11 protein-coding genes are annotated in these 15,003 nt (G+C 32.5%); 10 read left to right on the plus strand and 1 reads right to left on the minus strand.

Going from position 1 to position 15,003, the window contains the following annotated elements; all coding sequences use genetic code 11:
* The first annotated feature begins 91 nt into the window (after positions 1 to 91).
* From acs to ACVCXO_RS03885, 7 genes are all read left to right on the plus strand, one after another.
* Complete coding sequence (gene acs / locus ACVCXO_RS03855; RefSeq protein ID WP_452228276.1) at positions 92 to 1,999, plus strand: acetate--CoA ligase; 1,908 nt, start codon at positions 92 to 94, stop codon at positions 1,997 to 1,999.
* Between the two features lie 362 nt (positions 2,000 to 2,361).
* Positions 2,362 to 7,674, plus strand: a complete 5,313-nt coding sequence (locus tag ACVCXO_RS03860; RefSeq protein WP_452228277.1) for a DUF7379 domain-containing protein — start codon at positions 2,362 to 2,364, stop codon at positions 7,672 to 7,674.
* Between the two features lie 202 nt (positions 7,675 to 7,876).
* Positions 7,877 to 8,458 (plus strand): Crp/Fnr family transcriptional regulator, encoded by a 582-nt coding sequence (locus tag ACVCXO_RS03865; RefSeq protein WP_452228278.1) that lies wholly within the window; start codon positions 7,877 to 7,879, stop codon positions 8,456 to 8,458.
* A gap of 99 nt (positions 8,459 to 8,557) precedes the next feature.
* Entirely contained in the window at positions 8,558 to 9,118 is a 561-nt protein-coding gene (locus ACVCXO_RS03870; RefSeq protein WP_452228279.1) for a YceI family protein, read from the plus strand.
* A gap of 156 nt (positions 9,119 to 9,274) precedes the next feature.
* Complete coding sequence (locus tag ACVCXO_RS03875; RefSeq protein WP_452228280.1) at positions 9,275 to 9,460, plus strand: CsbD family protein; 186 nt, start codon at positions 9,275 to 9,277, stop codon at positions 9,458 to 9,460.
* Positions 9,461 to 9,553: 93 nt separating this feature from the next.
* Positions 9,554 to 10,126: a Crp/Fnr family transcriptional regulator gene (locus tag ACVCXO_RS03880; RefSeq protein ID WP_452228281.1), complete on the plus strand. Its 573-nt coding sequence runs from the start codon at positions 9,554 to 9,556 to the stop codon at positions 10,124 to 10,126.
* Between the two features lie 56 nt (positions 10,127 to 10,182).
* Positions 10,183 to 10,917, plus strand: a complete 735-nt coding sequence (locus ACVCXO_RS03885) for an acyl-CoA desaturase (RefSeq protein ID WP_452228282.1) — start codon at positions 10,183 to 10,185, stop codon at positions 10,915 to 10,917.
* 224 nt (positions 10,918 to 11,141) lie between these two features.
* Here ACVCXO_RS03885 and ACVCXO_RS03890 read toward each other — a convergent pair whose 3' ends face one another.
* Complete coding sequence (locus ACVCXO_RS03890; RefSeq protein WP_452228283.1) at positions 11,142 to 11,837, minus strand: hypothetical protein; 696 nt, start codon at positions 11,835 to 11,837, stop codon at positions 11,142 to 11,144.
* 344 nt (positions 11,838 to 12,181) lie between these two features.
* Here ACVCXO_RS03890 and ACVCXO_RS03895 point away from each other — a divergent pair, with 344 nt between their 5' ends.
* The 3 genes from ACVCXO_RS03895 to ACVCXO_RS03905 are packed head-to-tail and all read left to right on the plus strand — an operon-like array spanning position 12,182 to position 14,703.
* Positions 12,182 to 12,352, plus strand: a complete 171-nt coding sequence (locus tag ACVCXO_RS03895; RefSeq protein WP_452228284.1) for a hypothetical protein — start codon at positions 12,182 to 12,184, stop codon at positions 12,350 to 12,352.
* 38 nt (positions 12,353 to 12,390) lie between these two features.
* Entirely contained in the window at positions 12,391 to 14,034 is a 1,644-nt protein-coding gene (locus tag ACVCXO_RS03900; RefSeq protein WP_452228285.1) for a tetratricopeptide repeat-containing sensor histidine kinase, read from the plus strand.
* 3 nt (positions 14,035 to 14,037) lie between these two features.
* Positions 14,038 to 14,703, plus strand: coding sequence for a DNA-binding response regulator (locus tag ACVCXO_RS03905; RefSeq protein WP_452228286.1), 666 nt, complete (start codon positions 14,038 to 14,040; stop codon positions 14,701 to 14,703).
* Positions 14,704 to 15,003: the final 300 nt, after the last annotated feature.

Below are 15,003 nucleotides of genomic sequence, written 5' to 3' on the forward strand. Positions count from 1 at the left end.
CATGAAAAAATGGTATCGAGATGTACTAAAATATAAACTATTTGTCAGGTCGAGCAGCGTCGAGACCAAATAATATATAAACCAATACATTATGAGTAATTACCACATTAAACACCTAGAAGAATATTACCAAGTCTATAGAAAATCTGTTAGAAATCCAGAAAGTTTTTGGGAAGAGATTGCAGAAGAACATTTTTTATGGCGCAAAAAATGGGATAATGTTTTAAGTTGGGATTTCAAAAAACCAGAAGTAAAATGGTTTGAAGGAGCACAATTAAACATTACAGAAAACTGCATAGATAGACATTTAGCAACGCGAGGAGACAAAACAGCCATTCTTTTTGAGCCTAATGATCCAAACGAAGGCGCAGAACATATTACATATAATCAGCTACATAAACGTGTAAACCAGTTTGCAAATGTGCTAAAAGAAAATGGTGTAAAAAAAGGAGATCGTGTATGTATCTATGTACCAATGATTCCCGAATTGGCCATTTCTTTGTTAGCATGTGCTAGAATAGGAGCAATTCATAATGTGGTATTTGCAGGTTTTTCAGCAAATGCATTGTCAACCAGAATTAAGGATAGCGATTGTAAAATGGTAATTACTAGTGACGGCTCGTATCGCGGTGCAAAAACTATCGATTTAAAGGGTATTGTAGACGAAGCTTTAGAAAGCTGTGATGGCGTAGAAACGGTTTTAGTCGCAAAACGAATAAATTCAGAAATCAACATGAAAGAAGGTCGTGATAAATGGTTACAGCCTTTATTAGATGCAGCTTCAGACCAATGTATTGCAGAGGTAATGCAAGCTGAAGATCCTTTATTCATCTTATATACTTCAGGTTCTACAGGAAAACCAAAAGGAATGGTACATACCACAGCCGGATATATGGTGTACACAGCGTATACCTTTAAAAATGCATTTCAATATCGAGAAAATGATGTGTATTGGTGTACTGCAGATATTGGTTGGATTACAGGTCATAGTTATATTGTTTACGGTCCGTTAGCAAATGGAGCAACAACCGTATTATTTGAAGGTGTACCAAGCTATCCAGATTTTGGACGTTTTTGGGATATTGTAGAAAAACATAAAGTGAGTCAGTTTTATACCGCACCAACAGCCATTCGTGCCTTAGCCAAACAAGGCTTAGAGTTAGTAGAAAAATACGATTTGTCTTCACTTAAAGTTCTGGGAAGTGTAGGAGAACCAATTAATGAAGAAGCTTGGCATTGGTACAATGATAATATAGGAAAAGGGAAAAGCCCGATTATAGATTCGTGGTGGCAGACGGAAACTGGCGGAATTATGATAACGCCAATTCCATATGTAACACCAACAAAACCAACGTATGCAACTTTACCTTTTATAGGAGTGCAACCTTGTTTAATGGATGAGAATGGCGAAGAATTAAAAGGGAATCAAGTCGAAGGACGTTTATGTATAAAATTCCCATGGCCAAGTATTGCACGTACCATTTGGGGAAATCACCAACGGTACAAGGAAACCTATTTCTCCACCTATGAAAATAAATATTTTACCGGAGATGGTGCGTTAAGAGATGAGGTTGGCTACTATAGAATAACAGGTCGTGTAGATGACGTAATTATTGTTTCCGGACATAATTTAGGTACCGCACCAATTGAAGATGCTATTAATGAGCACCCTGCAGTTTCTGAAAGTGCTATTGTAGGTTTTCCGCATGACGTAAAAGGAAGCGCATTATATGGTTATATTACTTTAAAAGATGTTGGAGAAAGTAGAAACCATGATAACCTTCGTATGGAGATTAATCAATTAATTTCGGATCGTATCGGACCAATAGCAAAATTAAATAAAATACAGTTTACCGAAGGTTTACCAAAAACGCGAAGCGGAAAAATTATGCGTCGTATTTTACGTAAAATTGCCGAAAAAGATACTAGCAATTTAGGAGATATTAGTACGTTGCTTAACCCAGAATGTGTTCAGGATATTATGGATAATTCTTTATAGTTTTTTTATTTTCTTCAGACAAATATGGATAGCATTGCTAGTTACCGCTAATCCATTTAAAAAAGTGTTTCTACTATTAGGAACACTTTTTTTTATATTAAAATGAAAAGCGTATTTGAATTAAATTATAGAATTTGTAAATATAATCTATTGCCTTTCTGTTGGTTATGTGCCGAAGACATGAAATAAAAGAAAGGTTTTATCTTTTTTTTGTATATTTATCACAGTTAATCTTAACTATTTCTTCCTAGAAATAAATTAATAGCACCCCAACTATCTGTATTCAGGTGGCTTTGCGCGCAAGTACTACTTTTTTGCGTGTGATTTAGATGTTTTATATAAACAGTAATAAGGTGCGAATTATGATTAGAAAAGCAAAGTTTTACGGCAATGAAATTAAAGTCGATAATGTAGATAGTATTCTTCCTATTGCGTTACAGGCTAAATTTGAATTAAAAACAAGTATTGAAGTATCTTCCAATCGATCGGAAAATAAACCCATTTCGGTCTCTTTTGAAGAACACGATTTACTGTCTTTACAGTTTACAGATAATACCGAATGGATAGGTCATCCCGAAGATATTCAAGAAATATATAACGAAAAAACCTTAGAAAAAAGATCTGGAAGTGATGATGATTATTTGTTTGAAACGCAAATAGCAACAGATGAAAATTCTAGAGGACTTATTAAACGTGCTTTAGTAAAGGTGTTTAGTGTTTTTAAGGCTAAACAGGTTGCTGAAGTTTCTATGAAAGTACTTGGGGAAACCTATGATAAAAAAGTACAACCGCATCCAGGTTTATATCAGGTAGATGCTAATTTTAAATTAGTGCCTTATAAAAAAAGCAAACAGGATAAATACCTATTGTTACTTCACGGTACACTTTCTACTACTATCGATGCTTTTGGTAGTTTGAATAGTAGTAATGCTTGGCAAGATATTATTGGAATTTATGGCACTAATATTCTAGCATTAGAACATTATACCTTATCTCAAAGTCCGTTACAAAATGCTTTAGATTTTTTAAATCGCTGTCCAGATGATTGCACTATTGATATCTTAAGTCATTCTAGAGGCGGTTTGGTCGCAGATATTCTTGCAAAATGTGATTTTAGAAATTATGTTTCTAAGGTTGGGTTTAGCGATAATGAATTAAGTATTCTTAAAAAGGAAGATCCGTATTCCTATAAACTGATGCTAGACATTAATGCTTTGGTGGTTAATAAACGAATTAAAATTGATAAGGTCGTTCGTGTGGCTGCTCCAGCAAGTGGAACAACGATTTTGTCTAGAAGAGCAGACCACTTTTTTAATCTACTATTAAATGCGGTGTCCATTGCGTTTGGTGTTAGAAATCCGATGTATGAAGCAGTTAAATCCTTTTTAATGGAATTGATTTCACAAAAAGAAAACCCCGAAATACTGCCAGGTTTAAATAGCATGATGCCGGAGTCTTTATTTCAAAAAATGATGAATGCCGCAGATACTACGGTAGCAAGTGAATTATATGCTATTTCAGGGGATTCGGATGTTTCAGGAGTAAACTTTAGCTCCTTAAAAGTTATTCTTGCCAATCTTTTTTATCGTACCGAAAATGATCTTGTAGTAGATACGTATCGTATGGTTCATGGTGTACAAAGGACGAATGGCATACATCTTTTTCTTTCCAAAGGAAGCAATACAAACCATTTCAAATACTTTTCTAATGTAAAATCATGCGACGCTATACTTCAAGCTTTTAATGATTCGGAACAAAACCCAGCTACCCTTTATAATACCGTAATTAATAGTGCCGATGCAGACAGAGGCATTATATTAGATAAGTTCTCATTAGACGGTTTTTCACTAAAACCAAGCAATATTTCTCGAGACGTTGTCATTATTATTCCTGGAATTATGGGATCTACACTAGCTAGTGATGACGATGATCAATGGGTAAATATGCGTAATATTAATAAAGGCGCTATTGTAAATAACTTAAATATTAGTGCCGATAATGTAAAGGCTTCCGGTATTATTAAAGACTTTTATTCTAAAATAAGCGAATATTATTCTGGTAAATATGATGTAATAACATTGGAATTTGATTGGCGGAAATCTGTAAAAGGAGCAGCCAAAGAACTAAGTGCACAATTAGAAACACTAATAGAGGCAAATGCTAATATTAATATTATTGCGCATTCTATGGGCGGATTGGTTGCCAGACAATGCATGATGGATTTTAAAAATGTGTGGTCCGATTTTTCCGATAATAAAAAGAACAAGTTTATCATGTTAGGAACACCATGGATGGGTTCTTATCTTATTATGGAAGTGCTTACTGGTCATAGTAGACGTGTAAAACAATTAGCAGCTTTAGACTTTAGAAATGATAAAAAAGACCTTCTAAAAATATTTTGGAAATATCCTGGTGTATTCGAGTTATTACCTATCGAAAAATATAGCAAAAGGCCTTTTTGGGATGCTAAGTTTTGGAAAGATTTAGATAAAATGGCGAATCTAAAACACATGCCCGAACCAACTAAAAATGAGAGATCGTTAAAAGATTTTAAAGCATTTAGAACTAGCGTTCTAGACTTTTTAAAAGATTTAGAAACTCCTGAAAATAAAGATGTTTTTAAGAATATATATTACGTAGCGGGAAAAGCAGAAGAAACCGTATTCGATTATACCTTTAAAAGCAGATTTTTATCCAGCTATGAAAAACTAGTGTACAAAGCCACCTCGTATGGTGATGGAAGTGTTACTTGGCAATCTGGTATTCCGAAACAACTTCTTGGTAGTACCAATTTATACTATTCTAATACTACGCATGGCGATCTGGCAAATGAGAAATATATTTTTGAAGGTATTGAAGATATCATCGCAACAGGAAGTACTAATAAACTTAGTACGCAACAGCCAAAGTCTAGAAGCGGAGAAGTAATTAGTGAAGTATATCGATATGCCGAACCTTTACATAACCAACAAGATGTAGTAAAAGCACTATTTGATACACAACCAGTTGCAGAGACGGAGACCGAAATGATAAACGTTAGTGTTATTAATGGAGATTTACGAATATCTTCTTTTCCTGTTATGGTTGGGCACTTTTATATGGACTTGATTTTAAGTGCCGAAAAAGCATTAGATAATTATTTAAATAATCGATTGTCACAGCGTTTAGATATTGGTTATTATCCGGGGCAAGTTGGAGAAAGTGAGGTGTTTTTTAATTTGAAAACGCAACCCAAAGGAGCTGTTATTTGCGGATTAGGAAGTTCGGATAACCTAACCACTTTCCTCTTAGCAAAAACGGTGAAGTTTGCGACTTTAAAGTATGCCATGTTTATGCGAGATAACTATACGCTGCCAGAAGTTAAAAAATATGGCACCGGACTTTCGGCTATTTTAATAGGTATCGGCTATGGTAAATTGCCATTAGAAGATTCCCTTAAAGGTATTTTACTAGGTGTTTCTGCAGCAAATGCATATATAAAAGATAGAGGTGAAGGATTAAAACAAATTAAAGATTTAGAGATTATTAATTACTACGAATCTGTAGCAAGTCAGGCATACTTCAGTTTAAGCAGAATGCAAGATAATGACAATCGAATCTCCATTAATTTAACCAAAGGTGTTTTACGAAGAGCTGGTGCGAAAAAGAAACAATTGTATTCCGATAATAAATATAACTGGTGGTATAACCTGCATATTAATGGCGTTGTAAAAGAAAGTAAAGATAGAAACGAAAAAGATAATGTGGTCGGATTTAAATATTATTCGTCCAACGGATTAGCAAGAGTAGAACAAGAAATGATTGATATTGGTTTAAATAAAATTAACTTTTTATTACAGCAAAAATCCTATCAATCTATTTGGGACAAAAGGTTATCCAAGGCATTATTCGAAATGTTAGTGCCTAATGAGTTTAAAGATACTTTTAGAAACCAAGCCAATATGATTATCAAACTAGATAAGAATGCGGCACAAATTCCTTGGGAATTATTACACGATCATGAAACAGGAGAAACGCCGGCAGCGGTAAGCTCGAGTTTTATAAGACAGCTAGTTACCGAATATGCAACCTATAATTCGCAAGTATCCTTAAATAATAATAGTGTTTTTGTTGTAGGTGATCCCAATTATAATAGCGATAATCTGCCACAATTGCCAGCAGCAAAAGAAGAAGCAGAGTGGATTACTAAAAAATTAAATCAATTTGGTTTTGAAACCACATCGATGATCAATGCTTCTGCAGCACCAATAATGATGGAGTTGTTTAATAAGAAATATAAAATATTACATTTTGCGGGACATGGTTTATACGATCCAGAAAATAATGAAGTAGGAATAGCCATTGGTGAAAGTATTTGTATCGATCCGGCAACCATAAAACAATTAGGGTATGTTCCAGAATTTGTATTTATAAACTGTTGCTATTCCGGAGCCATACATGTGGAAGACGAAAAATATACCAGAGAGCGTTATCGCTTAGCAGCAAATGTAGGAACGCAACTTATAGAAATGGGCGTTAAAGCAATTGTTATTTCTGGTTGGGCAGTTAATGATGCCGCTGCAAAAACTTTTTCCGAAGTCTTTTATAAAAACATGTTAGAAGGAGACACTTTTGGAAGTGCAGTTCAAAAAGCAAGATTGGTCTGTTATCAAAACCATTCTAATACCAGTACTTGGGGAGCATATCAATGTTATGGGAATCAGTTTTACAGGTTTATTACCAGAGGATCCAAGAAGAAAGAAGACTTTGAATATGTAATTCCTTCGCAGATTTATACCGATTTTGATAACCTATTAATAGCGATTAGAGACCAAAAATACAATAGCAATCAAGCGCTTCAAAAATTAGAAGGTTATTTAGAAAAGGTAGAGCAAGCAAATTTATTAGACGCTAATATTTTAGAAAAAGAAGCTTTGGTGTATAACGAATTAGGCGAAACAGAAATTGCACTACAAAAATTTAAAGACCTATTTGTGTATTCTAATGGTAATTTCTCCATTGAAGCTTTAGAGCAATATTGTATCATTAAAACCAATCATTTAAATAGAAAAACGCTGGTCTATGACTTAAAAGAAATTGAGTTTCTAACCTTAGTAGGTAAAAATCCATGCCGATTAAATATTGTAGGTAATGCCTATAAATTAGCATCTACACATTTAGAAACTACCAAAGAAAAAATCGAATACCTTAAAAGAGCATTCGCAATGTATGTCGATTCGTATAAAACATCTACTAATAAATACGATGGTAATAGTTTAGATGCGATGTCGAATTTAATTTTTGTCGGTCATATAATCGAGCTTTTAGGAGACGATAAACTAGAGGATTCCATTACAAATTCTGGGGCATTTGAAAACAGCGTAGATATAAAATCCTACCTAATAGATTTCCATCAAGAGCTTGAAGATTATGATAAAACCGACTTAGACGTCTCGGTGCTTATTGGTATGGCAGAAGCTAATTTTGGGTTAATGCTAATAAACAATAAGTTTAAACCAAATATAGAAATCGATATAATAGCCAGATTTAAACATGTATTCCAGCTTTTATATAGTCCGCGATATATTAAAAACGAAATTATTCAAATAGACTTTTTACTAAATTATATAAAAGACGAAATCATTATCGAACAATTAAATAAAATCAAGCTAGAAATAGAAAAGCTTTTAAATTAGTTGGGCATTCCACTTTTTCGCAACAGCTGCAAAGTGTCGGGCTCTCACTACTCGCTCTCTGCGAGGAGCTCAAACATGCCGTTCCATCCCTAATGCAGAAACAATCGGGATTGCCAGTAACAAAGCAATCTGTTTAATGATTAATAAAAAGCCATTCCTGTAATGGCTTTTTTTATATTTGTTAAGCAATCAAAATAGGAGCATGAATTTACAACCACTTTTAAACTATATAAGTAAAATAGTAACGTTAACAGACCAAGAGATCACTTTTTTAACCAGCCAAGTTACGTCTAGAAAATATTTAAAAGGACAATATATTTTACAACAAGGCGATGTCAATAAATCGATTTGTTTTGTGGTTTCTGGTTGTACCAAAATGTTTTATGCAGATACCGAAGGACAAGAACATATCCTTATGTTTTCGGTGGAAGATTGGTGGACTTCCGATCTTGGAAGTTTCATTTCTCAAACACCTTCCGATTTTAATGTGCAATGTATAGAAGATACCCAATGTATTATTTTTTCACATACTAACATGGAAGAAACGTATGCGCAAATTCCTAAACTAGAACGCCTTTTCCGAAAAACTATTGAAAAAGCATTTGTAGCTTCACAAAAAAGAATCGTTCGAAATTTTAGTATGTCTGCAAAAGAGAGATACCTCATTTTTAGAGATAGTTACCCCGAAATAGAACAACGAATTCCGCAGTATATGGTCGCTTCCTATTTAGGGATTACCAAAGAATTTTTAAGTAAAATAAAAAGTCAAATCGCTACCCAATAAAAAATGTTAATCTAGATTAACAGCATTTAATAAACTAGGTCATCTTTTCTTTCCTAATATTATTAGATCTTTGCTTCAGACAAATAAAAACATATAAAAATGAAAACACTTTTAACAGCAATTATAACATTTGCAACATTTTCAACCGCTATAATAGCGCAAAACAAAGAGATTAAAACTACAGATAGTAAAGTAGTTTGGAAAGGATACAAAGTAACAGGTTCTCATGAAGGAACAATAAACTTACAATCTGGATCTTTAGATTTTAAAGACGAAGTATTAACTGGAGGTACATTTGTTATAGATATGACAACCATTAGTAGTACAGATCTTGAAGGAGAATACAAAGACAAATTAGACGGACATTTAAAATCGGATGACTTTTTTGGAGTAAGTAAATTTGGAACTGCAAACTTAGTATTTACCGAAGTAACAGCAACAGGAAAAAACTCGTATACCGCTACTGGAGACTTAACGATTAAAGGAAAAACAAATCCGGTAACTGTAAATATATCTGTGTACGGAAGCAAAGCAACAGCAACACTAAAAGTAGACAGAACAAAATTTGATGTAAAATATGGTTCTACTAGCTTTTTTGATGATTTAAAAGATAAAGCAATTTATGACGAATTTGATTTAGTAGCAGATTTACAATTCTAAAAAATCTATTTCTTCTTTATCATACCAATACAGCAAACAAATCTGTTAAAGTTTTCTTTAATTAGTAAATGCGTTAATCCTTAAATCGATTGCAATAATAAGTACTTTAGTTCTGCATTATCTTTGAAGTATTATTAACTTAAAACACACAATACTATGAATGCAGATCAATTTAAAGGAAAATGGAAACAGATAAAAGGTGATTTTAAAAGCAAATACGGAAAGCTTACAGATGACGAGTATACAGAAGCTGAAGGCGATTTCGATACATTAGCAGGGAAAATCCAAGAAAAATACGGTAAAACAAAAGAAGAGATTAAAAGTGAAATAGAAAACTGGTAAACTTGAATTATTACCATTAAAAAAGCATCCTTATTACTACAATAAGGATGCTTTTTTTATATAAAATAACGTTCTTTGTAGTAATAGATAATTATGAAAAACATTAGAGCCTATATAGAAGAAACCATAACTGTAGATGATACCGATTGGCAATTGTTTTCCTCTAAATTAGTAAAGCGAGAATTCAAGAAAAAAGATAAGCTTGTGGAGGTTGGACAAGTAGAAAATTATATCTCTTTTATAGAATCTGGAATCGCACGTTTTTTAATTCCTAAAGAAGATAAAGAAAAAGAAATCACCTTTGGTTTTTGTTTCGAAAACGAATTTATAAGTGCTTATGATTCTTTTTTAACTCACGAACCTTCGTTGTACCAAATTGAAGCACTCACTAATATGTCAATTTGGAGTATTTCCTATACCGACTTACAAGAAGTATATCAAAAAAGTTTTGTAGGTAATGTCATTGGTCGTATGTCTTCCGAGCGTTTATTTCTTATCAAATCCAAACGCGAACAATCCCTTTTAAACGAAACTGCCGAAGCCCGTTACCTCAAACTTTTCACAGAACGACCAAACTTAATTAAAGAAGTTCCGTTAAAATATATCGCTTCATATATTGGTGTAACCGCACAAGCATTAAGTAGAATTAGAAAACGAATTTCTTAACCTAGGTTCATTGTAATTCGCATAACATATTCCGACCTTTACAAAAAGCGAAGATTATGACTATTCTTATATTTATCATCATTTTATGGTATACCGGTTTGTTTTTTCAAACCTTCTTTTTACATCGCTATGCAGCGCATCAAACCTTTACTATGTCTAAGTTTGCAGAGCGAGTGTGTTTCTTTTTAACATGGCTATTTCAAGGTTCCAATTATTTAAGTGCGTATGGTTACGGCGTTATGCATAGAATGCACCATGCCTATGCAGATACCGAAAAAGATCCGCATTCTCCAAAATATGACGCCAATGTATTTACTATGATGTGGCGTACCAAAAACATCTATCAAGATATCAATCAAAAACGTATTGCCGTAGCAGATAAGTTTACTAAAAACGTTCCGCAATGGGAAGCTTTCGATAAATTTGCAAGCTCTAGAGCGTCTCGATTAGTTTGGGTAGTTTTATACACCGCATTTTTTGCTGTATTTGCAACTGCTTGGTGGCAATGGCTATTTTTACCAGTTGCCTATTTAATGGCACCAATTCATGGCGTGATTATTAATTGGTTTGCACACATTTACGGATATAGAAATTTTGAAGTTTCAGACACCTCAAAAAACCTTTTACCTGTCGATTTTTTAATGATGGGCGAAGGCTACCACAATAATCATCATTCGCATAGCGGACGCGCAAATTTCGGAATCAAATGGCACGAGATTGATCCTACGTATTGCATCATGGTGGTACTAGATAAAATGCATCTTATTAAATTGAAAAAAGCTACTAGTTAACGTCATTGCGAGGAGGCACGACAAAGCAATCTGTTTATAGTTAATCCGTAGGGCATTACCTTTTGCCAAAAAAAGGCAAAACGTCAGGCTTTCCGCTATATCTTTTTTGCTTTTAATGGCAAAAAAGGATGCCGCATCAATCCCTAATGCAGAAACAAAAAAAGCAACCGGTAAAGGTTGCTTTTTTTGTTTCTAAAAACAGGTAGTATTACATTCAAATCCGATTAATAATTCTCAAAAATATGATTTTTTATCATATACGGAGTGATCTTTTTTAATGTTCCACCCGTAATTGGATGCTTTCCAAAACTAGTAAAATATTCTAAATCGCCCTTACTGTTTTTTCCGTACCATAAGTTTTCCTTTCCATCTATTTTAAAAAAAGCATAGGTAGAATCTGGGGCTATTCGTTTAAATTTTTCTAGAAGATACATGTCTTTTGTAATAGATTCAATATCTCCTTTTTCTTCACAAGACACTTTTTCATAATGTGTATTATCTACCCAAATCATGCAATTTTCTTTTGTATTATCATAAGTAATGTAGCCAATACAAGAAACTATAATTGTAGAACCGATAAGGCTTAACTTTTTATTAAAACTTATGGATTCCCTTTTAGTAGTGTTTTTCTTTTGAAGAGAAAAATCAGAGAAATTTTCGAAACCTAAATAAGTACTAAGTACATCTAGGTTAAATGCGTTTGGTTTGGTTTTTTCGCTTTCCTTTTTTAATAGGTAGCCATCATAATATCGTAGTAATGTTCTTTCTGCAATTTTTTCATGAATAGCAGTATACAAGTATTTTGAAATTCCATATCCAGTCGTTTCACTAGAATCTTCTGCTACTTTTTTAAATACTAGTGCTATCAATTTTTCAATTAATGCTTCCTTTTTAATTGTATTGGTTTCTATTATTTTCATTTTAAATCACTGATTAATAGTTATTTAGTTTGGTGTCACATGCGTGTCAAACAGATGTCATTATGTTGTCACTATTCTTTTTTTTAATCTATCCTTTATTTGCTTCAGAACAGATAAACACCATAGCGTAATATGGTTTACGAAATATATCCATTCTATACTGGAGCAGCAAAGTAAAATGGTATTGCCACTTGGGAAGTAACAATAACTATTTGCTTCTGCGCTCCATACTTCCCAAAGAAGCGAGAGACGTCTCTCTAAAATTTTAGGGTGTTGCCCTGTAAAAATTTTCGATAAAACATATCGAATAGCAACACGTATGTCCAATTTTAAAATATAACAAAATGAAAAAAATATATGTAATTCTCCTTACGGTTTTCCTCAATGTAGCTTTATTTTCTTGTACGCCAACTAGTATTCAGGAAGATGCACCAACAGCAACAGTAGATTGTTGCGATGAAGATGGGGATATAGATCCGCCACCTCCACCGCCACCACCAGGAAATCGAGGATAAAACTATTGTTAGTTAAAAAATGTTTCTAAATTTGAGGAATGAGATACTTAGTAAAATCATTCCTCTTTTTTTTTGTGTTTTTTCAGATAATTTCTACTACCAAGATATATGCTCAAAAAAGTATAGATAGCAGTTCGTATTATGTTAACCTTATTAATAAACCAAAACTAAATGAGGATCTTGTTATTGGTTTAGGGTATTTTCAAAATAAAAAAATTAAAAATTTACATGCCGATAATAAATTAGCTGTAGTTTATAACTTGATTTTTATAGCTAGAGCAGAAAAGAAAATAGGGGTTCTGTATGATAGTGAAAACTCGGCTATTGAAGCTTTAAAATTATTAGATCAATTAGACGAAAACGGATATAATAAATATAGAATTTCATTATATAATCATTTAGGAGTTATTAGTAAAGAACTCTATAAATATAGTATAGCATTAGACTATTTTAGAAAGGTATTAGCTATTGAAAATCGCCCAAAAGAAATAGCTACGGTTTTAAATAATATGGGTAATGTCTATAAAGAAAAAAAGGAATATGTAGTAGCTATAAATTACTATAAAGAAGCGTATACTAAAAGTGTGATTATTAAGGATCGTTTAAATCAAGCAAGAGTTTTAGATAACTTGGGAGTGGTGCAATCTAAATTAGATCTACCAGAAGCATTGGGTAATATAAATAAGGGACTTCAAATAAGAATAGATAAAAAATTTAAACAAGGAATTATCTCAAGCTATTCTAGCCTATCAGAATATTACAAAAACCGTAAGGATAGAGTAAATGCTTTATTATATGCAGACAAAGCACTAGATATTGCAAATTTCACTAAAAACGTAGACTATATAATAAGTGCATTAGGTAATAAGATGAGTATTAATGAAGATATGGGTGTTCTTACTTATAAGCGATTAACAGATAGTGTAAATGCTAGTAAAGAGAAAATTAAGAATCGATACGCCGTTGAAAAATATAATTATGATAAGAAATCTGGTGAACTTAAAATAAATAAAATTAAAAGACAAAACGATCAAATTTTATTTTTTATTGGATTGCTTTTTCTGCTGTTATGTACTACTTTTTTATATTTTATTTTGAGAGCGAAACATAAAAAAGAGAAGCTCTCACAGGTTTACAATACAGAAACCCGGATTTCAAAAAAAGTACATGATGAGGTTGCTAATGATGTATATCAAGTAATGACAAAGTTGCAAAACCATACCTATCTAAATGAAGATGTATTAGATGATTTAGAAGATATTTATACCAAAACTAGGGATATTTCTAAAGAAAGTAGTGCTATTAATATGGAGCAAGACTTTAAAGATGCAATTACAGATTTACTCCTCAGTTATAAAAGTAATACCGTAAATGTGATCACAAAAGGTATTTCTACTGTAGATTGGCAATCTTTATCCGCAATTAAAAAGGTAGCAATTTATCGCGTATTACAAGAACTTATGACTAATATGAAGAAGCATAGTGGCGCGAGTATCGTCGTGCTTGTATTTCATAAAGAAAATAAAAAAATAAGCATTAATTATAAAGATAATGGTGTAGGCTGTATACTAAAAAAATATAATGGTTTACAGAATACGGAAAACCGTATAGAAACTATAAATGGAACTATTACTTTTGATTCTAGTACTAATAATGGTTTTAAAGCAAATATTATAATTTAAAATATGTTTCATAAAGTTTTAGTTTCGGATGACCTAGGAAGCATCAATCAAGGTGTTTTAACAGTCTTAGATAGCATGTCTATAAAAAACGTGCAGCAAGTACAATATTGTGATGATGCCTATTTAAGGATCAAAAAAGCAATTTTAGAGGATGCTCCTTACGATTTATTAATAACCGATTTATCTTTTGTATCAGATCATAGAGAACAACAATTTACTTCTGGTGAAGAATTAGTAATCGCTTTAAGGAAAGAACATCCAGAATTAAAAATAATAGTGTATTCGGTAGAAGACCGTTTGCAAAGAGTAAGAAGTCTAATAGGCACGCACAAAATAAATGCCTATGTATGTAAAGGCAGAAGAGGTTTAATAGAACTTGGTAAAGCCATTAAGTCGGTGTATAATGATGAAATCTATGTGTCTCCGCAAGTAGCGCAAGCATTAAGTGAAAAAACAAATTTAGAAATCGACGATTTTGATATCGAATTAGTAAAACTTCTTTCTAATGGTTTATCTCAAGATGAAATAAGTGCATATCTTAAAACGAATAATATTACGCCTAGCAGTTTAAGTTCTATAGAGAAACGTCTGAATAAATTACGTATTCAGTTTAAAGCGAATAACGCCATTCACTTAATTGCAATTGTTAAGGATTTAGGATTGATATAAAAAAGCCTTTTACGGGAAACAGTAAAACACAAACTATTTATTTGCTTAAAATTGTGTATTATTTAAATTATTAGCAAGTTAGGGAAGTGAAGAGGCAATCCGTAATGGTTGTCTCTTTTTTTTGGTTAACGGTTTGTTATAAAAATATCCTTTTTAATAGGTTTAAGTTTGGTAAAAGGAATAGTATTGGAAGTCCAAAACCTAATTAATTCTTTAACTGAAAAAAAATAGATCAGTTAAAAGATAAAAGGAAACTAGAGAAATATAAACACTATGGATAATACTTATGTATTTGAAACA

This window comes from Lacinutrix sp. MEBiC02404 (assembly GCF_053601575.1).

What these genes read in the sequence shown, in the direction of transcription:
- ACVCXO_RS03890 (WP_452228283.1), bottom strand. Translation starts at nt 11,837, where the DNA reads ATGAAAATAATAGAAACCAATACAATTAAAAAGGAAGCATTAATTGAA.
- ACVCXO_RS03900 (WP_452228285.1), top strand. Translation starts at nt 12,391, where the DNA reads ATGAGATACTTAGTAAAATCATTCCTCTTTTTTTTTGTGTTTTTTCAG.
- acs (WP_452228276.1), top strand. Translation starts at nt 92, where the DNA reads ATGAGTAATTACCACATTAAACACCTAGAAGAATATTACCAAGTCTAT.
- ACVCXO_RS03880 (WP_452228281.1), top strand. Translation starts at nt 9,554, where the DNA reads ATGAAAAACATTAGAGCCTATATAGAAGAAACCATAACTGTAGATGAT.
- ACVCXO_RS03895 (WP_452228284.1), top strand. Translation starts at nt 12,182, where the DNA reads ATGAAAAAAATATATGTAATTCTCCTTACGGTTTTCCTCAATGTAGCT.
- ACVCXO_RS03875 (WP_452228280.1), top strand. Translation starts at nt 9,275, where the DNA reads ATGAATGCAGATCAATTTAAAGGAAAATGGAAACAGATAAAAGGTGAT.
- ACVCXO_RS03885 (WP_452228282.1), top strand. Translation starts at nt 10,183, where the DNA reads ATGACTATTCTTATATTTATCATCATTTTATGGTATACCGGTTTGTTT.
- ACVCXO_RS03870 (WP_452228279.1), top strand. Translation starts at nt 8,558, where the DNA reads ATGAAAACACTTTTAACAGCAATTATAACATTTGCAACATTTTCAACC.
- ACVCXO_RS03905 (WP_452228286.1), top strand. Translation starts at nt 14,038, where the DNA reads ATGTTTCATAAAGTTTTAGTTTCGGATGACCTAGGAAGCATCAATCAA.
- ACVCXO_RS03860 (WP_452228277.1), top strand. Translation starts at nt 2,362, where the DNA reads ATGATTAGAAAAGCAAAGTTTTACGGCAATGAAATTAAAGTCGATAAT.
- ACVCXO_RS03865 (WP_452228278.1), top strand. Translation starts at nt 7,877, where the DNA reads ATGAATTTACAACCACTTTTAAACTATATAAGTAAAATAGTAACGTTA.